The following is a 19,069-nucleotide window of genomic DNA, read 5'->3' as shown; positions in this document are numbered from 1 at the left end:
GCGGCCGGTCACACCAGTCGGCGCGCGGTCGCCCAGCGGGTCAGCTCGTGCCGGTTGGACAGCTGGAGCTTGCGCAGGACCGCCGAGACATGGGACTCGACCGTCTTCACCGAGATGAACAGCTGCTTGGCGATCTCCTTGTAGGCGTAGCCGCGGGCGATCAGTCTGAGGACCTCGCGCTCGCGCTGGGTGAGGCGGTCCAGGTCCTCGTCGACCGGCGGGGCGTCGGTGGAGGCGAAGGCGTCGAGCACGAACCCGGCCAGGCGCGGTGAGAAGACGGCGTCGCCCTCCTGGACCCGGAAGATCGAGTCGACGAGGTCGGAACCGGTGATCGTCTTCGTCACATATCCGCGTGCCCCACCGCGGATCACACCGATCACGTCCTCCGCCGCGTCCGAGACGGACAGCGCCAGGAAACGGACCGGCTGCTCGGCGTCGGCCATCAGCGCGGCGCAGCGCCGCAGCACCTCGACACCGCCGCCGCCGGGAAGGTGGACGTCGAGAAGGACCACCTCGGGCCGGGTCGCGGTGATGACCGTGACCGCCTGGTCGACGTCGGCGGCCTCGCCGACGACCTCCACGCCGGTCTCGTCGGTCCGGCCGATCTCGGCCTGGACACCCGTACGGAACATGCGGTGGTCGTCGACGAGGACCACGCGCACATGCCGTCCACCGGCAGCGCCGCCGGCGGCCCCGGCCGCCTCCGTCGTCTCCGCTCCCGCCGTACCGTTCGCCTCGGTCGGGTCGCTCATCACGTGTTCTCCGCCCTCTCCATCTCCAGCTCGACCTCCGTGCCGCCGTCCGGTACGGCGCGCAGCCGGGCCGTACCTCCGTTGCGCTCCATGCGGCCGATGATCGATTCTCTGACGCCCATGCGGTCGGCGGGTATCGCGTCGAGGTCGAAGCCCGGGCCGCGGTCCCGTACGGAGACGAAGACCGTCCTGCCCTCGACTTCGGCGTACACCTGCACGGCGCCACCCTCGCCACCGTACTTGGCGGCGTTGACCATGGCTTCGCGCGCGGCCTGCATCTGGGCGCCGATCCGCTCGTCGAGCGGGCAGTCGCCGACCACGACCACCTCTATGGGGACGCCGTGCTTGTCCTCGACCTCGGCAGCGTTGCGCTTGACCGCCTCGGCGAGGGTGGCCGGCTCGTCGGCCTCGTCCTTGCCGTTGCCCTCCGGCTTGTACAGCCAGGCGCGCAGGTCGCGCTCCTGGGCGCGCGCCAGGCGGCGGACCTCGCCCGCGTTCTCGGCGTTGCGCTGGATCAGGGTCAGGGTGTGCAGCACCGAGTCGTGGACGTGGGCGGCGACCTCGGCGCGCTCCTGGGCGCGGATGCGCATCAGGCGCTCCTCGGAGAGATCCTGGGTCATGCGCACGAGGTACGGCCCGGCGAGCAGGGTGACGCCCACCAGGACGGCGAGGGCCGCCTGGAGCACCGAGCCGAGGTGGGCGGCGGACCCCTGCAGGACGAAGATGGCCGAGACACCGGCGGTGACCAGCAGGACTCCCGCGCCGGTGCGCAGCAGCGTCAGCGTACTGCGGTGGCGGCCCACCTCCGCCCAGCGCGCCCGGCGGGCGTTGTCCGCCTGACGCCAGACCAGGGCGACGCCCGCGGCGACGAGGACGGCCGGCACGAGGTACGCCTTGGCGCCGCCTCCCAGGTTCACGCTGCCGACGAAGACCGTCGCCACGACGACCATGAGGAGCAGGGCGACGATCTGGCCCTTGTCCGGTTTGCGGGCGACGAGTCTGCGCCGGCCGTCCGGCGAGGTCTCCGTGGCGACGAGCGAGGGCGGTTTCTGGTCGCCGACGCCGCCGACGCCGAGCGGGACGAAGAACCAGAAGGCCGCGTACAGCAGCGCGCCGAGACCGTCGGCCATGAACAGGCCGGCGAAGACGAGCCGCACCCAGACCACGGGCAGCCCGAGGTGCCCGGCGAGACCTCGCGCCACTCCGCCGAGCCAGCGTCCGTCGCTGCTGCGGTAGAGCTTGCGCGGCGGCCGCGGGTCGTCGAGAGGCAGTGCTGCGGCGTCCGGCATGCCATCGATGGTCACATGCCCGCGGAGCCGGGTCATCAGGGTCCGCCCCCGAGACGCCCCTGATCTTGGGAACGATCTTCGGTGGACCCCGGGTGGCGCGGTACCGTCCGTGGGCGAGGGCTCGCCGAGGGCCCGGCGAGGACGAGTCGGAGGCCGTTCCGCAAGCCCGTCGAACGCAACCCCGCCCCTGCCTCAGGGACGAATCAGGGTTCGGCCAGGGTCGTCCCCGCTGCCGCCGCGGCAGCGCGCCCGTCACCATGGACGCATGGGGAATCACCAGCCCGCCGCGAACGGCCCGGAACCCGGCCCCCGCCCGGTCCCGGGCTCCGGGCCGCGGGACACCGCGCCCGGCACGGGTGCTGGTGAGGAGCCGCGCGGGCCCGAGCACACGGACGCGCGCGGAACGGACAGAGCAGGGACTGAGAGAAAAGGCGGACAGCCGGGTGCGGACGACGGGCCCGGGCGGACCGGAGAGGCGAGCGTGACGGGGACGACGGGGGCGACGGGCCGGCCGGAGACGGCCGAGGAGCCGCGCCCCGGCCGGGCCGAGCAGCCCGGCCGGGGCGGGGCTGCCGCAGCGGCGGACGGAGCGTCGGCGGGAGCGGGAGTCGGCTCTCCGGCCGCCGGGGGACCGGAAGCCGCCGTGGGCCCACCGAGGTTCCGGCGGGACCGGCGGCACAACCTGATCGGCGGGGTGTGCTCGGGCCTGGGCCGGCTGTGCGACATGGACCCGGTGATCTTCCGCATCACACTGGCCGTGCTCGCCGCGACCGGTGGCATCGGCCTGATCTTCTACGGCTTCGCCTGGCTCTTCGTGCCGTACGACGACGAGGACGAGAACGAGGTGCGCAAGCTCCTCACCGGCCGGGTGGACGGCCAGGCGCTGGCGGCCGTGCTGTTCGCGCTGGTCGGCTGCGGGGTGTTCCTGTCGATGCTGCGCAACGGCAGTGTGCTGACCTTCGCGGTCGTCCTCTCCCTGCTGCTCGCGGGCGCAGGTTACTGGTCGCGGTACCGCGGTGCCCCCGGCCCCGACCCGCTGGCCGCCCAGGCCGTCGCGGACGCCCCGCCGGAACCCCAGGCGCCGCCGGCGCCCGCCGCCTACCCGTCCTGGTGGCGGGACCCGATCGTCAAGGACGGCACCCATGTCGGCGGCACCGGTTATCTCTGGGGCCCCCAGGACTCGCGCGACCGGGACATCGCGGCGGCCGTCAACATCAGCCTCGGCGGCCACGACGACGCGGCAGCGCGCACCCCGCGCTCGGAGCCGCCCCGCCCGCGTGGTCCGCGCGGCCCGCGCTGGATCGGCGGCTGGGTCTTCCTGATCGCCCTGGTCGCGGGCGGCCTGGGCACCGGCCTGACCTGGAGCGACCACACGCTCGGCACCAGCCTCCAGACCGGTCTGGCCTGCGCGCTCGGCGTCTTCGGCCTGGGCATGGCCGTCAGCGCCTTCCTGGGCCGCACGGGAGCGGGCTCGATCCTGCTGGCGCTCATCACCGCGGCCCTGCTCGCCGGCTCGGCGGCGCTGCCCGAGGACATCACCACGCGCTGGTCGCACACGACCTGGCGGCCCGCCGCGGCGGCGGAGGTGAAGCCGAAGTACCAGCTCGGCACCGGCGAGGGCATCCTGGACCTGACCCGCATACACATCGGCAGCGACCAGACGGTGGCCGCGCGGGCACAGGTGGGAGCGGGACGGCTGCGCGTGATCGTCCCCCAGGGCATGACCGTGCGGGCGACCATCGACGTGGGGATCGGCGACATCCGGTTGCCGGGCGACGGCTCCGAGGACGTGGACGTGACTCCGGGCAGGCACGAGCAGGTGACCCTGAGACCGGCGACAGGCGTGAAGAAGGCCGGGACGCTGGAACTCGACCTTCAGGTCGGCTTGGGACAGGCGGAGGTGAGCCGTGCTGCGTCATGAGTTCCAGCCGGGCAAGCTGGTGGGCGGCGTCTTCCTCGTCGCGGCCGGCGTCGTGTACGCCGGAGACGCCCGTGGCCTCTGGCAGACCCCCTGGTTCGTGGGGGTCCCACTGGTGGTGGGCGGCCTGTGCCTGGCAGGGGTGGTGGCGGGGCTCAACGCGGCCGTGCGGCGGCGCCGCCGAGCCCGTCGCGGCGGGATCCGCGAGCCCCGGGCGGAGAGGGTGGGCTGAACCCCGGGCGGAGGGGTGGGCTGAGCCCCGGCCGCCGGGCGGTCGGGATGCGGCGGCCGCCCCCGACCGCCCGGCCGCCCCGGGGGTTCCGGACCTACCGGTAGTCCCCGGCGCCCCGCCGCCGCGCCCGCAGGGCGGCGTCCAGGGAGAACATCGAGGTGCCGGCCAGGACCAGGGGCAGCCAGGCCATCAGATAGGCGAGGTCGTTGCCGAAGTAGTAGGGGGTGGTGGCCCAGCTGACCGTGAGCCACAGGCTGAGGGAGATCAGCGCGCCGCCGAGCGCGGCCAGCCTTCCCAGGAGGCCGACCAGCACACCGATGCCGACGGCGAGTTCGCCGAAGGCGATGGCGTAGCCGAAGCCGACGGGGCTCTTCAGGGCCAGGTCGACGAGGGCCGGGATCGCGGAGGAGTCGCGGGCCGCGCGCATCGTGTCGCCGATCGATCCGGGCCCGGCGGCCTTCATGAAGGCACTGTCGGTGAGTTTGTCCAGGCCGGCGTAGACGAAGGTGACACCCAGGAAGACCCGGAGGGGGAGGAGGGAGTATCGCGCGGCGACGTCCCGCCAGGTACCTGGTCGATCCGCATACGAGGTCCGCGTATCCGTACGAAGACCGTGAGTCATCACTGTCAGCCACCTCTCACCGCAAGGCCGTTCACCACTCAACCGACCATACGTACGGACGAAAGGACCCGTTCAACCGCGCTCCGCCGTTTTCCCGATTTCTTTCCGGCTTCCGGACGGTTTCGGCGCGCGTGGCTCACCCGGACGGCATCGGCGCCCGGCTCACTCGGTCACGTCGATCGCGTACCGGTTGGTCTCGACCCCCGCCGCGGTCACCACCTGCACCTCGACCCGGCCCGGCTCCACGTCCGCCGGGACGGGCACGGTCAGCGCGGCGTCCGTGGGGCTGGTGAAGCCTCCGGTGACCGGGACCAGGGGCACGTGGACGTTGACCGCGCCGATGCGGACCACCATCCGCGACAGCCGGTCGGCGGCCTGCGCTCCGGGCGGGACGAACCCCACGCCACGGATCTCGATGTCGTCGCCGGTGCGGATCGGCCCGTCCAGGTCGCCGGCCTCCCGGGCCCGGACCACCGAGAGGATCACCGGGCGCCCGCCCTCCGCGTACTTGCCGGCCAGGTAGGTCGCGGCCGACACCAGGACCGGCACCGCCAGCCCCCACGGCAGGTCGGGCAGCTGGTCGGGCCGACGGGCCAGCCGCACCGCCGCGAAGACCAGCGCGACAGCGCTGATCACGACGTACTGCAGGTCGGTGAAGGTACCGCGGCCCGAGTCGTCGGTGAGCAGGTCGGCGGCACGGGGCCGGTCCGCGCGCACCTTCTGCAACCGCTGTCCCAGCACTCGCAGCCCCACCACACGCCGCACCAGCACCGCGATCCCGCAGACCACGGCGAGCACGGTGACCACGCCGGCGCCGCGGGCCAGTTCCAGTCCGGAGATCAGCGCGTCGCGCTCCGCATGGCCGGAGGCCACCGCCAGGCGGCCCGCCAGCACCAGCACCGCGTACACCACGAACAGCACCCAGCCCGCGGCGACCGCGCGGGAGGTGGACAGCCGGTTGTCCTCACCGATGACCGGGGCCAGCACACCGCCGCGCGCCCGGTGGAACCAGGAGGCGGCCGTCAGCACCCCGCCCACCAGAACCGCCGCCAGCAGTCCCGCGGTCCGGGCGGTGCTCCATCCCGCGCCGATCGCCGTCAGCGCCTGCGCCAGGAGCAGCAGCACGACCGCCGCTCCCACCGCGATCGCCGTCCGGTGCCACAGCCTCGCCAGCCAGGCCTCGCCCTCGGCACGGCCGCGTTCGGCGACGAGTTCCGCGGTCTGGGTCAGCTCCTCCGAGACCCATTGCCGGGAGGCCGACGCAGAGTGGGCCACGGCCGCGGGCAGGCCCTGCCCGGCGGCGAACTCGTCCCGTTCGAGAAGGAATTCGGCCACGGCCCGCCGGTGCCCCGTTCGCGCCCCGTGCGGGCAGTCCCCGCACGTGCAGCCGCCCGTGTGGGCGCGCTTCGCCGCGCCGTCTCTCGCTTCCTGCACCGCCACGCCCGATGCCCGCCTTCCCCAGGAACCGCAGAAGTCCTGCCGACAACACCCCACCGCGACAGCGAATTGTGCCCTACCTCACCCGGTGCCCGTCCGCCCGGTCTGGTCAGCGCGGGTGAAGCCCGGCTCGTCGTGTTGACCCGGCTGCGAGAACTCCCTTATGGCCGAGATCATCCAGCGTGACGGATGCCGGGCCTTCGACGGCGCGGTCAGGATCACGCCGGGGCCCCCGCTCGGTGTCGCCGCCCCCCACGGGCCGACCACCACGACGTACTGCTGCGCCGCCTGCGGGGGTTGGGCAGGTTGCACCGGGACGGGCTGCTCACCGACGAGGAGTTCGCGATGACCAAGGCGGCGGTGCCGCAGGGGTACCGGCGCCGCGAGACCCGGATCCTGGACCCCGGGGCACGCCCGGGGTCCTGACACAGGGAACGCCCCGGGTCGGCCACCCCGCAGGCTCAGCTCAGCAGGTCGGGCTCGCTACGGCTGATGTCCTGCCACAGGGGCTGGTAGTTGATCCAGGCCACCAGGTCTCCGCCGAGCTGTTCGCGCGTCGACACCGCCGCCTTGTGGTCGATCAGGACCGGCCGTCCGGCCGCGCGGGCGGTGAGCTGTACCTGGGCGGAGCGTTCCATGGTCAGGAACCACCAGGCGGCGGCGTCCACCGAGTCGCCGACCGTCAGCAGGCCGTGGTTGCGCAGCACCAGCGCCTTGTGCGAGCCCAGCGCGGCCGCGATCCGGCGGCCGGCCTCGGCGTCGACCGCGACACCGGTGTAGGCGTCGTAGAGAGCGTGGTCCTCGTAGAAGGCGCAGCTCTCCTGGGTGATGGGCTCCAGGAGCTCGCCCAGAGTCGCCAGTGCCCGCCCGTGCACCGAGTGGCAGTGCGCGACCGCGACCACGTCCGGGCGGGCCGCGTGGACCTGGGCGTGCACGGTGAACGCGGCCTGGTTGACGTGGTAGCCGCCCTCGACGACCTGCCCGTCCTGGTTGGCGAGGACGAGGTCGCTCACGGTGACGTGTCGGAACGGCATCCCGAAGGGGTTGACCCAGAAGCAGTCGCTGAACTCGGGGTCGCGGGCGGTGATGTGCCCGGAGACGCCGTCCTCGAACCCGTACCGCCCGAAGAGCCGCAGCGCGGCCGCGAGCCGCTCCTTGCGGTACCGGCGTTCGTCCTCGGCCGATGCGTGCTTGGGCGGCATGGCGAACCGCAGCTGGTCCGTGGGCAGGGGTGGGGGCGGGGGCGGAGTGGGCCCGGGCATTGGTCCTCCGGCACTCGGTTGCGTACGGGCGGGAAGGTACCGTCGGTCGGCCCAGGAGAACAGGGCTTGCCGGGGGAGAGAACGAGGCCGTGCGGAAAGGCGACAGTAGATGTCGGGTTTCGGCGCCACACTCGCCGCATGGCAGCTCCCTGGAAATCCTTCGTCGCCGCCGAACCGGACCTCGCCGGGACCGTCGAGGAACGCTTCCGCGCCTACACCCACCACGTCCTCGTCACCCTGCGCAAGGACGGCTCCCCGCGGACCTCGGGGCTGGAGGTCGACTTCCGCCGCGGCGAGCTGTGGCTGGGGATGATGTGGGACTCGCTCAAGGCCCGCGACCTGCGCCGCGACCCCCGTTTCGCGCTCCAGGCCAACCCCGGGGAGGGCACCGGCATGGCGGGCGGTGACGTGCGGATCAGCGGACGGGCGATCGAGGTGGCCGACGGCCCGCGGAAGTCCGCCTACACGAAAGAGGTGGAACCGCCGCAGCCGTTCCACCTCTTCCGCACCGAGCTGACGGAGGTCGTGCGCACCTACGTCGAGGACGACACGTACCTCGTCGTCCAGGTCTGGCAGCCCGGCGAGCCGGTGCGCACGATCAAGCGCACCTGAACCCCATCAGCCGCGGCCTACTCCCACTCGATGGTCCCCGGCGGCTTCGAGGTCACGTCGAGGACGACCCGGTTGACGTCCCGCACCTCGTTCGTGATCCGCGTCGAGATCCTCGCGAGGACGTCGTACGGCAGCCGGGACCAGTCCGCGGTCATGGCGTCCTCGGAGGAGACCGGGCGCAGGACGATCGGGTGGCCGTAGGTGCGGCCGTCGCCCTGGACACCGACGCTGTGCACGTCGGCGAGCAGGACCACGGGGCACTGCCAGATGTCCCGGTCCAGGCCCGCCGCGGTCAGCTCCTCACGGGCGATGGCGTCCGCCTCGCGCAGCAGGTCCAGACGCTCCTTCGTCACCTCGCCGACGATACGGATACCGAGGCCCGGACCCGGGAACGGCTGGCGCTGGACGATCTCCTCCGGCAGGCCGAGTTCCTGGCCGACCATGCGGACCTCGTCCTTGAACAGCTTGCGCAGCGGCTCGATCAGCTTGAACTCGAGGTCCTCGGGCAGGCCGCCGACGTTGTGGTGGGACTTGATGTTCGCGGTGCCGGTCCCGCCGCCGGACTCGACGACGTCCGGGTAGAGCGTGCCCTGCACGAGGAACTCCACGGCCGGGCCCTCGTCCGCGATGATCTCCGCCTGCGCCTGCTCGAAGACCCGGATGAACTCGCGGCCGATGATCTTCCGCTTCTCCTCGGGGTCGCTGACCCCGGCGAGCGCCTCGAGGAAGCGCTCCTCGGCGTCGACGACCTTCAGCTGCACGCCGGTGGCCGCGACGAAGTCCTTCTCGACCTGCTCGGTCTCGCCCTTGCGCATCAGACCGTGGTCGACGTACACGCAGGTCAGCTGGGAGCCGATGGCCTTCTGCACCAGGGCGGCGGCCACCGCGGAGTCGACGCCGCCGGACAGACCGCAGATCGCGCGCCGGTCGCCGACCAGCTCGCGGATCGCCTCGACCTGCTCCTCGATGACGTTGCCCGTGGTCCAGTTGGGCTCCAGGCCCGCGCCGCGGTACAGGAAGTGCTCCAGCACCTGCTGGCCATGCGTGGAGTGCATGACCTCGGGGTGGTACTGGACGCCGTAGAGCTTCTTCTCGTCGTTCTCGAAGGCGGCGACCGGGACGACGTCCGTGGAGGCGGTGACGGCGAAGCCCTCGGGGGCGGCGGAGCAGGCGTCGCCGTGCGACATCCACACCGGCTGCTCGGCCGGGGTGCCCTCGAAGAGGGTGGAGGACGCCTTGGAGACGTGCAGCGGCGTACGGCCGTACTCGCGGGCGCCGCTGTTGTCGACGGTGCCGCCGAGGACCTGGGCCATCAGCTGGAAGCCGTAGCACATGCCGAAGACGGGGACGCCGGCCTCGAAGATCTCGCGGTCCAGGCGGGGGGCGCCCTCCTCGTACACGGACGAAGGGCCGCCGGAGAGGATGATCGCCGCCGGGTTCTTGGCGAGCATCTCGGCCACCGGCATGGTGCTGGGGACGATCTCGCTGTAGACCCGGGCCTCGCGGACGCGACGGGCGATGAGCTGGGCGTACTGCGCACCGAAGTCGACGACCAGGACGGTGTCGGGGGTGGCGGCAGCGGGGGGCGCTGAGGACACGGGAGCCTTCCGGCGGATCGGGCGGGGTCTTACGTGCTTGCCAATTCTACCGGGGTGTGCGTGCGTGACTTCGACGTCGTCCGCGGGCTCGCACCCGGAACCGCCGTCTCATCATGCGAACCGTGTTGGACTCGCCCGCGCCACCCGGCATACTGGGCCCATGCTCAAGCACCAGACCTTCGTCTTTACCTATGGCAACCGGCCCGCCGGCTGCCATGGTCGTGCTGCTTGAGCAACTGACAAGCGACTTCCCAGGCGCCCCGGGCCGACAAGGTCCGGGGCGCCTGGTGTTCTCCGGATCCTGCCGCTCCGGGGCACCCCGTCCGACGAGGAGCCCCTCATGACCGTCACCGCCACCGACGTCACCGGCGCGCGCACGCCCGAGGCCGCCGATGTGATCACCGGCGCCCGCGAGCGCATCGACGCGCTCGACGACCGGATCATCGGCCTGATCCAGGAACGCATGGCCGTCTCGGCCGTCGTTCAGAATGCCCGGATCGCCTCGGGCGGCCGGCGGGTGAACCTCTCCCGCGAGATGGAGATCCTCGGCCACTACCGGGACGCGCTCGGCAAGCCGGGCACGACGCTGGCGATGACCCTGCTGGAACTGTGCCGCGGCAAGATCTGAGCCCGCCCGCGCCCACGTCCCCCGACCCGCCCCGGCGCCCGCACGCCGGCCCCGCCTGTGCCGCGTCCCCGTCCCGCATCCGCCGTATCTCACCCGTACGGCGCGTGACCGCCGCGTGCGCCACCTCGTTGGTATCGGTGTCCGTGCCAGCCAGGGGCGGGCCCGAAAGAACCACGCGTGGCTCTCTGGAGCGATGAGACGTGGCGGCCGTGCCGTGCGTCGTGGGACCTCGCTCCAGGGAAGTGACCGGACGGCAGGGGACAGCAGCCCGGTCACCCAGATAACGGCCGGCTCCGGGGACGCCCGGGGCCGGCCGGCGGAAACAGGAGGCCCCCGCAAGGGCCGCCCAGGACGCCGGCACAACCGCTCGAGCACGCGGGACCGGTGCCCTGTCCGCCCGGGGCCGGCTACTTCTTCGGCGGCACCGTCGGCATCCCCAGGAACGGCAGCCGCAACGCGCCGAACGCGTCCGCGGGGACGGCCGGACGGCGGGGCTCCACCGGCTTCAGCCGCTCGTAGGCCGCGCCCTGCGCCGGGCGCGGGTCGGCCTCGCCCTTGTTGGGCCAGTACGACATCGCCCGCTCGGCCTGCGCGGTGATGGTCAGGGACGGGTTCACGCCCAGGTTCGCGGACACCGCCGCCCCGTCCACGACCGAGATGCCCGGGTGGCCGTACAGGCGGTGGTACGGGTCGATGACGCCCGTCTCGGTCGAGTCGCCGATCGGGCAGCCGCCGAGGAAGTGCGCGGTGAGCGGGGTGCCCATCAGCTCACCCACGTTGGAACCGGCGAAGCCGTTGATCTCGGCGGCGAGCGTGGCGGCGGCCTCCGTGGCGGCGCGGATCTGCTTGGGGTTGGGCGAGCCGTGGCCCTGGCGGGCGGTGAGCAGGCCCTTGCCGACGCCGTCCGGCTTCAGGTACGTCGTCAGGGAGTTGTCCAGGGACTGCATCACCAGGCCGATGATGGTCCGCTCCGACCAGCGGCGGTTGGACAGCGAGCGCAGCACCAGCAGTGGATGCCGGGCGGCGTTCGCCAGCCAGGCCGCGAACCGGGACCCGCCGTCCACGTAGGGGACCTGAAGGATCGACAGCCCGCCCATCGAGTTGGATCCCTTGCCGTAGCGGACGGGCTCGATGTGGGTGTTCTCGTCGGGGTGGATGGAGGACGTGATGGCGACCCCGCGGGTGAAGTCGGCCTTCGGCTCGCCGGTCGCCCTGCGGTATCGCCGGTTGTCGGTCTGGGCGCCCACCAGGGCCTCGGAGTTGGTGCGGGTCAGCTCGCCCAGCCGGGGCGAGAGGTGGGGCAGTTGCCGGCCCGCCTTCATACGGTGCAGCAGCGTCTGGGTCCCGTAGGTGCCGGCGGCCAGGACGACCCGGCGGGCGGTGAAGGTCCGGCCCGCGCCCTTCTTCCTGTCGTCCGTGGGGAGCGTGGCGACCGCGTAGCCGCCGCGCGAGTCGTCCGTGACGGACACGACCGTCGTCATGGGGTGGACCACCGCGCCCGCCTTCTCGGCGAGGTGGAGGTAGTTCTCGTTCAGCGTGTTCTTGGCGCCGTGCCGGCAGCCCGTCATGCACTCGCCGCACTCGGTGCAGGCCCTGCGGTCGGGGCCGGCCCCGCCGAAGTAGGGATCGGCGACCTGCTCCCCCGGCCTGGCCTTCGCCTTGCCGTCGGCGTCCTCGCCGTCCCCGAAGAACACCCCGACCGGGGCCATGTGGAAGGAGTCGCCGACGCCCATGCGCTCGGCCGCTGCCTTCAGATGCACGTCGGACGGCGTCATCGTCGGGTTGAGCCGGACCCCGAGCATGCGCCTGGCCTGGTCGTAGTACGGGGCGAGCTCCTCCTGCCAGTCGGTGATGTCACGCCACTGCGGGTCGTCGAAGAAGGCCTTCGGCGGTACGTAGAGGGTGTTGGCGTAGTTGAGGGAGCCGCCGCCGACGCCGGCGCCTGCCAGCACCATGACGTTGCCGAGCAGATGGATGCGCTGGATGCCGTACAGGCCGAGCTTCGGGGCCCACAGGTAGTTCTTCAGGTCCCAGGAGTTCTTGGGGAGGGTGTCACGGGTGAAGCGGCGGCCGGCCTCCAGGACGCCGACGCGGTATCCCTTCTCGGTCAGGCGGAGTGCGGACACGGAGCCGCCGAACCCCGATCCGACCACGATGACGTCGTAGTCGTACCCGTCCTCGTCCCGGGTCTGGACAGTCTGCTCCTGCGACACGTGCTCTCCTCGTCGAGAACGGGGTGTGGACGGGTGTGGTCGGGAATCGACTAGCGAAGGCGGAAGGCCTTCATCAGCTTCAGGCTCCGGCTCATGAACGCCGCGTACGCCGCGTCGTCCATGCCGAGCGACGGGGCCATGGGCAGCAGCCGCTGGTGGGCGATGGTCTGGGCTTCGGTGTACTTGAGGATGCCCTCCGAGCCGTGTCGGCGGCCCAGGCCGGAGTCCTTCATTCCGCCCATCGGCGACTGGACGCTGCCGTAGGCGGGCGCGTAACCCTCGTTGATGTTGACCGTGCCGGTGCGCAGCCGGGCGGCGACCTCGCGGCCCCGGCGGGCGTCCTTGGTCCACACCGACGAGTTCAGGCCGTACGGTGTGGAGTTGGCGCGCTCGACGGCCTCGTCGTCGGTGGCGAAGCGGTAGATCGAGACGACCGGGCCGAAGGTCTCCTCGGTGCAGACCGACATCGGCGTCTCGACGCCGTCGAGGATGGTCGGCTCGAAGAAGTACGGGCCGACGTCGGGGCGGGCCACGCCGCCCGCCACCACCCTGGCGCCCTTGGCGACGGCCTCCTCCACGTGGCGGGTGACGGTCTCCAGCTGCCGCTCGCCGACCAGCGAGCCCATGTCGGCGCCGTACGCGAGAGACGTGCCGAGGCGCATGGCCCTGGTCCGGGCGGCGAAGCGCTCCAGGAACGCGTCCGCGACCGACTCGTGGACGAACAACCGCTCGATGGAGATGCACAGTTGGCCGGCCGAGGAGAAGCAGGCACGGACCGCGCCGGCCGCGGCCTTCTCGATGTCGGCGTCCTCGAGGACCAGCATGGCGTTCTTGCCGCCGAGTTCGAGGGAGACACCGACCAGGCGGGCGGCGGCACCCTGGGCGACCTCGCGGCCGGTGCGGGTGGAGCCGGTGAAGGAGACGTAGTCGGCGTGCTGGACGACCGCCGGGCCGACGACCGGGCCGTCACCGATGACGACCTGGAACACGTCGGCGGGCAGCCCGGCCTCGATCAGCAGGTCCCGCGCCCACAGCGCGGTCAGGCAGGTCTCCGTGTCGGGCTTCATCACCACGGCGTTGCCCGCGACGAAGGCGGGCAGCGCGTCGCCGACCGAGAGCTCCAGCGGGTAGTTCCAGGGGGCGATCTGACCGACGACGCCGCGCGGGTGGCGCAGTTCGACGACCTTCGTCAGGGTCGGTACGGCGCCCGTGTGCCGTTTCGGCTTCAGGTAGGCCGCGGCCCGGCGGCCGTAGTGCCGGGCCGCGACGGCGACCGCCTGCACCTCCTCGTGCGCGTGCAGACGGGCCTTGCCGGTCTCCAGCTGGATGAGGTCGAGTACCTCGGCCTGGCGTTCGAGCACCAGGTCGTGGAAGCGGAGCAGTACCGCGGCGCGCTGCCGGACGGGGACCTGTCCCCAGACGGTCTGGGCGGCGCGGGCCCGCTCGAAGGCGGTGGCCACGTCCTCGGGGGTGGACTCGGGCAGGTCGGCGAGCTTCTCACCGGTGAACGGCGTGTGGTTGGCGGTCCGGCCGGATCCGACGACTCCCTTGGTGAGCTGGGCGACCAGCTCCGGGGTCACCACGTCGGCCGCGGTGCGGGCACCCGCCGGGGCGGGGGCGAGAGGGTTCGTGCCGGTCTGGGCCGGGGCCTGCGCGTCCGTCATGAAGCGCAGGGTATGACGCGGCAGGAGCTTTGTGTACCCGTCGGTAACGGGGATTCACCGAGCGCTCACACGACGCCAGTGATCAGTGGCAACAAACGTGCTGATCAGGGCGTTGTGCGGGACGAAAGCCCGTCATCACCGCTCGTGCGGGGGCACGACCGTGAACCGGTCGCGCGCCCCCTGGAACGCCACCCGTACCGCCCCCGGGCCGCCGAAGTGCGCCGGGATCACCCATGCGTCCTCGCGAGCGGCCCGTTCGAGCACCCGGCGCCTGCTCGCCACCGACTGCCGCGGCTCGCCGCAGAAGCGGCTGTTGCGGTCGGGGTGGAGGATCTGGAGCGGGCTGTGCAGCAGGTCGCCGACGAAGACGGCCCGATCGCCGCCCGAGGCGAGCCACAGCACGGACGAGCCGGGAGTGTGGCCCGGCACGGCCTCCAGGGTCAGGTGCTCGTCGATGCGGTACTCCTCCTCCCACAGCACGGCCTGTCCGGCCCTGTGGACCGGCGCGATGCTGTCCTCGTACATCAGCCGGTCGTCGGGCCGGACGCCTCCGGCGTAGCCGCCCGCCGGGCCGAAGTGACGGTCGTCGGCGGCCGGGATCAGATACCGCGCGCGAGGGAAGGTGGGCACCCACCGCCCGTCCACCTCATGGGTGTTCCAGCCGATGTGGTCGCCGTGGATATGGGTGTTGACGACGACGTCCACGTCCTCCGGACGGATCCCGGCCCGCTCCAGGCGCGCCAGGAAGTCGCCCTTCCGTCGGTGGAACAGCGGGGTGCCGGGCCGTTCCCGGTCGTTGCCCACACCGGTGTCGACCAGCACCGTCCGCCCGCCGCCGCGCACCACCCAGGTCTGGAGCGCCACCACCGCCCGGTCTCCGCCGGCCTCCTTGAAGCCGGGGACGAGCAGGTCCTCGTGCTCCTTCCACACCTCGGGACCGCAGCCGGGAACGAGGTCCCCGACCGGCACGTAGGGCCCCTCCCACTCCACGACCCGGAACACCTCGTGGTCACCGATGACAAAACGCCGCACGCCTTCTTCGTCAGTCATGCTCCCAGGCTATGAGGGAATGTGTGAGCTTATCGATGCCTGACAGGCTCACCTGGATACGCATACGTCTCACCGGTGATCTGGTGACTACCCTTCCCGTATGGACGTGGTGAGCGACGCGATCTCCGCCGTGCGCATCGGGCGGCCCTCCTCCAGCCGGCTGCGGGTCGGAGGACAGTGGTGTGCGAAGCTCGCGCCCTACGAGGGCGCGGGCTTCCACGTGGTCCTCGCCGGCAGCTGCTGGCTGCTGCCGGACGGGGGTGGTCCGCCGGTGGCCCTGGGCACGGGCGATGTCGTCCTGCTGCCGCACGGGACCGGGCACGTGCTCGCCGACGCGCCTGCCGGTCCGGAGACGGTGGCCCGCGCGACACCATTCGAACAAGTGAGGGAACAGGTCGGCAGGCAGGCCGCGGGGAGTCCACCGGAAGGCCCCGTGGTGGAACTGCTGTGCGGCAAGTACCGCCTCGACCGCAGGCGCGTGCATCCGCTGATGGCGGAGCTGCCCGAGGTCGTGCACCTGCCCCACCGGGTCGGTGGGGACCCCGAGCTCCGCGCGGCGGTCGATCTGCTGGCCCGCGAGGTGGACGAGCGCCGGCCGGGCTCCGGCCTGGCCCTGCCGAGCCTGCTGGACATCCTGCTGATCTATTTGGTCCGTGCCTGGACCGACCGGGCGGCGACGGGCGCGTGGCCCGCGGTGCTGAGCGACCCGGTCACGGCCGCCGCGTTGCGCGCCCTGCACGCGGATCCGGCGGCGGCCTGGACGAACGACCGGCTGGCCGCCGAGGCCGGCGTGTCCCGTGCCACGCTGGCCCGCCGTTTCACGGCCCTCGTGGGCCGGCCGCCGATGGCCTATCTGACCTGGTGGCGGCTGACCCTGGCCGCCACCAGACTGCGGGACAGCGATGCTTCCCTGACCACCCTGGCCCGGGAGACCGGGTACGGCAGCCCGTACGCCCTGTCCCACGCCTTCAGCCGCGAATTCGGCGTCACCCCGGGCCGCTACCGGGCGAAGGAACGGACGGCAGACACCCGGTGAGGAGCTACAGCTTGTCGACGTCCAGATTGTCGATCGCCGTCTTCGCCACCTCGGTGCCGCGCTGGTTGAAGTCGCTGTTCTTGCCGGGATAGCCGATGGTGAGCTTGTACATGTCGCCCTGGGACGTCTTGTAGTAGAAGATGCGCACCGCGCGCGGACGGGGGTTGTTCGGGTCGTCCGTCATGTAGGTGATCGTGTTCCCGGCGGCCTTGTGGCCGTGGAACGTCGCGTTGTCGTCGGGATCGGTCGTGGTGCCCTTGCCCGCGGGCATGTCGAGGTGGTAGTCGCCCCGCTGCTTGAAGTCGGCGTCGTCGTCGTACATCTCGGCCGCCGCCGAGTCCGCGATGTCGCCGCTGTCGTCGTCCTTCTTCCGCTCGAGGGTCAGGGTGATCCAGACGCTGCCGCTCAGATCGGAGTAGGTGACCCAGTGCCCGTCGTCCGATTTCCGGTCGGGCACGGTGCGCTGGTAGTGCTCGGGCACGGCGAGCGTCGCGGCGACGTCCGTCACGTGGTCCTTCTTCCAGCCGCCCGGCAGCGGCCCCGCGAACGGGTGCGCGATGCCGACGTACGCCGCCACCGCCGCCACGACGGCCGCGGCACCGATCCCGAGCCAGGCGCGGCGGCCGAGCCGCAGGGAGCGCCGGCCGCCCTCGACGTACTGGACCACCTGGGTGGGCGCCGGGGGCGGCGGGGTCGCCGCGGCCTGGAGCAGGGCGCGGACCCGGGCGGCGTCCGGGCGGTGCGCGGGATCCTTCTGCAGCAGGCCGGTGATGACCTCGGCGAGGGGTCCGGTCGCGGTGGCCGGAGGGGCCGGGACGGCGTTGAGGACCGACTGGAGGGTGGCCGGGGTGTTGCTGCGGCGGAACGGCGAGACCCCTTCCGTGGCCGCGTACAGGACCACTCCCAGGGACCAGAGGTCGCTCGCCGGGCCGGGGCGCCGGCCCAGCACCCGCTCGGGCGCGATGTACTCGGGCGAGCCGACGAAGCCGCCGGTGTCCGTCAGGTTGGTCTCGCCCTCGATCTGGGCTATGCCGAAGTCGGTGAGGACGATGCGGTCGTGGCGCCCGAGAAGGATGTTGTCGGGCTTGACGTCCCGGTGCAGGACGCCCGCGGCGTGTGCGGCCTCCAGCGCGCCGAGCACCTGGAGACCGATGCGGGCCGCCTCACGCGCGTCCAGCGTGCCCTCCTGGAGAACGCTGCCGAGGGAGCGTCCCCGCACCAGCTCCATCACGATCCACGGGCGGTCGTCCACGACGGCCACGTCGTGGACGTCGACGACCGCCGGGTGGTCCAGCCGGGCCGCCGCGCGGGCCTCGCGGCGCATCCGCTCGTAGGCGTTGGCCCGTTCCCGTTCGGGAAGGTGGTCGGGGACGCGGGGCTCCTTGACCGCGACCTCGCGGTCCACCGTCTCGTCCTTGGCTCGCCACACCGTGCCCATACCGCCGTGCCCGAGCTTGGCCAGCAGCCGGTAGCGCCCGGCGATCAGCCGCCCGGCACCGGGGTCCTGCGGCTGGGACTGGGCCTGCGTCGGGGTCACCGAGGGCTGCGGTTGGACCTGGGGCTGCGGCGGGGACTGCGACGGGACCTGGGGCTGCGGCTGGGACCGCACCGGTGCGGCGTAAGGGTTCTGCGGGTGCGGCACCTGCGGCTGCGCGTCCGGCGGTCGCAGGACGAAACTCGTCGGCTCCTCCGCCCCGTGCTGGGCTCCCCCGTCGTTGCTCATGGTTCATGCATATCGCGAGCCCCGTCCCCGGCTCCACACAGGTGCACAGGCGGTCACAGACCCGTGACCTACGGCGGACACGCCCGCCACTCACGCCGGGCCGAACGTGTCCACCGCGACGTCGAAGTACTCCTTCGCCTCCCGCACCTTCCCGACCGGCGCCGACACCCACACGTCGTACATCCGCCCGTTCTGCTCCCAGCACAGGTCGTAGGTGTGCCGCGGCCCCTCCGCCGCGCTGAATCCGTTCCAGCTGAACTCCCAGAGGGCGGCCGGGTGTCCGCGGTGCGAGGTGCCGGTGACCCGGCCGTCGTGGTAACCGGGGTTGGTGTCCGGGCCGGCGGCGTCGGCACGGCGCATCACCGCGAGGGGCCCGCCGGCCTCCGGCTCGGCGATCTTGATGCCGACGCGGAAGGTCTCCCCCGGTGACAGGTAGAAGGTCCGCGCACCCTGCCGGCTGCGCGTGAAGCCGTCCGGCACCGCGACCGAGAAGCCCGCCGGGTCGTGCGCCAGGTGGTAGCCCGAGGGCGCGGTGGGTCCGGCGGCGGCCGGGGCGGACCGGGTCGCCGTGACCCCGGCGGCCGGGCCGGAGGGCACCGTCGACGACGGCGGAACCGACACGGAGGGCGTGGCCGGGGCCCGGCCGGTCGCCGTGCCCGCGGGGCCGCTCCCCGAGACGTCCACCGCCGTACCCGGAGCCGAACTCACCGGCGGATGCCCGCCGGTGCCACCCCCGTTCATCAGCAGCGCTGCCGCGGTCACACCCGCTCCGGCCAGCGCGGCGACGAGCAGCGCCACGGCCAGCACGCCCCGCGTGGAGCGCGGGCCGGGAGCCTCCTGCGCACCACCGGCCCGGCCGGGCACGCCCGGACCCTGAGATCCGGTCGGCCCGTCGGAGGCCACGTGCCCACCGGAGGCGGTCGGCGTGCCGGAACCGCCGGAGCCGTCCGCGCGGCCCGCCGGCATCGAAGTGTCCGAACCCGGCCGGCCCGACCGACCCGACGCGGTCCTCACCCGCGCCTCCCGGTTCCTG

At 72.6% G+C, this 19,069-nt stretch carries 17 protein-coding genes; 6 read left to right on the top strand and 11 right to left on the bottom strand.

Annotated features, from left to right (window positions below):
- Window positions 1-8: 8 nt before the first annotated feature.
- Together ACWDUZ_RS02100 and ACWDUZ_RS02095 are read right to left on the bottom strand one after the other, a co-directional pair.
- Window positions 9-752 (bottom strand): LuxR C-terminal-related transcriptional regulator, encoded by a 744-nt coding sequence (locus ACWDUZ_RS02100; protein ID WP_451629834.1) that lies wholly within the window; start codon window positions 750-752, stop codon window positions 9-11.
- Window positions 752-2,041: an ATP-binding protein gene (locus ACWDUZ_RS02095; protein ID WP_451629833.1), complete on the bottom strand. Its 1,290-nt coding sequence runs from the start codon at window positions 2,039-2,041 to the stop codon at window positions 752-754. Before ACWDUZ_RS02095 ends, ACWDUZ_RS02100 begins: the two co-directional genes overlap by 1 nt.
- Window positions 2,042-2,522: 481 nt before the next feature.
- On the opposite strand from ACWDUZ_RS02095, the gene ACWDUZ_RS02090 reads away from it, so the two are divergent.
- Together ACWDUZ_RS02090 and ACWDUZ_RS02085 are read left to right on the top strand one after the other, a co-directional pair.
- Window positions 2,523-3,962 (top strand): PspC domain-containing protein, encoded by a 1,440-nt coding sequence (locus tag ACWDUZ_RS02090; RefSeq protein ID WP_451629832.1) that lies wholly within the window; start codon window positions 2,523-2,525, stop codon window positions 3,960-3,962.
- Window positions 3,949-4,191, top strand: coding sequence for a hypothetical protein (locus tag ACWDUZ_RS02085; protein WP_451629831.1), 243 nt, complete (start codon window positions 3,949-3,951; stop codon window positions 4,189-4,191). The genes ACWDUZ_RS02090 and ACWDUZ_RS02085 overlap by 14 nt, the downstream gene beginning before the upstream one ends.
- 94 nt (window positions 4,192-4,285) lie before the next feature.
- Here ACWDUZ_RS02085 and ACWDUZ_RS02080 read toward each other — a convergent pair whose 3' ends face one another.
- Both ACWDUZ_RS02080 and ACWDUZ_RS02075 read right to left on the bottom strand, forming a co-directional pair.
- Window positions 4,286-4,813, bottom strand: coding sequence for a DoxX family protein (locus ACWDUZ_RS02080; RefSeq protein ID WP_451629830.1), 528 nt, complete (start codon window positions 4,811-4,813; stop codon window positions 4,286-4,288).
- A 162-nt stretch (window positions 4,814-4,975) separates the two neighbouring features.
- A complete protein-coding gene (locus ACWDUZ_RS02075) occupies window positions 4,976-6,253 on the bottom strand; it encodes a hypothetical protein (protein ID WP_451629829.1) in 1,278 nt (425 codons plus the stop codon).
- 294 nt (window positions 6,254-6,547) lie between these two features.
- On the opposite strand from ACWDUZ_RS02075, the gene ACWDUZ_RS02070 reads away from it, so the two are divergent.
- Window positions 6,548-6,676, top strand: a complete 129-nt coding sequence (locus ACWDUZ_RS02070) for a hypothetical protein (protein WP_451630184.1) — start codon at window positions 6,548-6,550, stop codon at window positions 6,674-6,676.
- Between the two features lie 35 nt (window positions 6,677-6,711).
- Here the strand turns inward: ACWDUZ_RS02070 and ACWDUZ_RS02065 are convergent, their stop codons facing one another.
- Window positions 6,712-7,512, bottom strand: a complete 801-nt coding sequence (locus tag ACWDUZ_RS02065; RefSeq protein ID WP_451629828.1) for a class II aldolase/adducin family protein — start codon at window positions 7,510-7,512, stop codon at window positions 6,712-6,714.
- A 138-nt stretch (window positions 7,513-7,650) separates the two neighbouring features.
- Here ACWDUZ_RS02065 and ACWDUZ_RS02060 point away from each other — a divergent pair, with 138 nt between their 5' ends.
- The gene (locus ACWDUZ_RS02060) at window positions 7,651-8,124 is read left to right on the top strand and encodes a pyridoxamine 5'-phosphate oxidase family protein (RefSeq protein ID WP_451629827.1); all 474 of its coding nucleotides are present in this window, start codon (window positions 7,651-7,653) and stop codon (window positions 8,122-8,124) included.
- Between the two features lie 17 nt (window positions 8,125-8,141).
- Here the strand turns inward: ACWDUZ_RS02060 and guaA are convergent, their stop codons facing one another.
- Entirely contained in the window at window positions 8,142-9,722 is a 1,581-nt protein-coding gene (gene guaA / locus ACWDUZ_RS02055; protein ID WP_451629826.1) for a glutamine-hydrolyzing GMP synthase, read from the bottom strand.
- Between the two features lie 340 nt (window positions 9,723-10,062).
- Between guaA and ACWDUZ_RS02050 the strand changes: the two genes are divergently transcribed.
- On the top strand, window positions 10,063-10,350 hold the full coding sequence (locus ACWDUZ_RS02050) for a chorismate mutase (protein ID WP_451629825.1): 288 nt from the start codon (window positions 10,063-10,065) through the stop codon (window positions 10,348-10,350).
- 407 nt (window positions 10,351-10,757) lie between these two features.
- Here the strand turns inward: ACWDUZ_RS02050 and ACWDUZ_RS02045 are convergent, their stop codons facing one another.
- From ACWDUZ_RS02045 to ACWDUZ_RS02035, 3 genes are all read right to left on the bottom strand, one after another.
- On the bottom strand, window positions 10,758-12,563 hold the full coding sequence (locus tag ACWDUZ_RS02045; RefSeq protein WP_451629824.1) for a GMC family oxidoreductase N-terminal domain-containing protein: 1,806 nt from the start codon (window positions 12,561-12,563) through the stop codon (window positions 10,758-10,760).
- A 50-nt stretch (window positions 12,564-12,613) separates the two neighbouring features.
- Complete coding sequence (locus tag ACWDUZ_RS02040; protein WP_451629823.1) at window positions 12,614-14,227, bottom strand: succinic semialdehyde dehydrogenase; 1,614 nt, start codon at window positions 14,225-14,227, stop codon at window positions 12,614-12,616.
- Between the two features lie 135 nt (window positions 14,228-14,362).
- Window positions 14,363-15,277, bottom strand: coding sequence for an MBL fold metallo-hydrolase (locus ACWDUZ_RS02035; RefSeq protein WP_451629822.1), 915 nt, complete (start codon window positions 15,275-15,277; stop codon window positions 14,363-14,365).
- A 100-nt stretch (window positions 15,278-15,377) separates the two neighbouring features.
- Between ACWDUZ_RS02035 and ACWDUZ_RS02030 the strand changes: the two genes are divergently transcribed.
- The gene (locus tag ACWDUZ_RS02030) at window positions 15,378-16,313 is read left to right on the top strand and encodes an AraC family transcriptional regulator (RefSeq protein WP_451629821.1); all 936 of its coding nucleotides are present in this window, start codon (window positions 15,378-15,380) and stop codon (window positions 16,311-16,313) included.
- 4 nt (window positions 16,314-16,317) lie between these two features.
- On the opposite strand, the gene ACWDUZ_RS02025 is transcribed toward ACWDUZ_RS02030, so the two are convergent.
- Both ACWDUZ_RS02025 and ACWDUZ_RS02020 read right to left on the bottom strand, forming a co-directional pair.
- Entirely contained in the window at window positions 16,318-18,036 is a 1,719-nt protein-coding gene (locus tag ACWDUZ_RS02025) for a serine/threonine-protein kinase (protein ID WP_451629820.1), read from the bottom strand.
- A gap of 68 nt (window positions 18,037-18,104) precedes the next feature.
- Complete coding sequence (locus tag ACWDUZ_RS02020) at window positions 18,105-18,389, bottom strand: 2Fe-2S iron-sulfur cluster-binding protein (protein WP_451630166.1); 285 nt, start codon at window positions 18,387-18,389, stop codon at window positions 18,105-18,107.
- Window positions 18,390-19,069 lie beyond the last annotated feature (680 nt).

The sequence above is a fragment of the Streptomyces sp. NPDC003393 genome (genome assembly GCF_053589015.1).
Note: the sequence above shows the minus strand (reverse complement) of the source record. Positions and strands in the feature narration are given on the sequence as shown.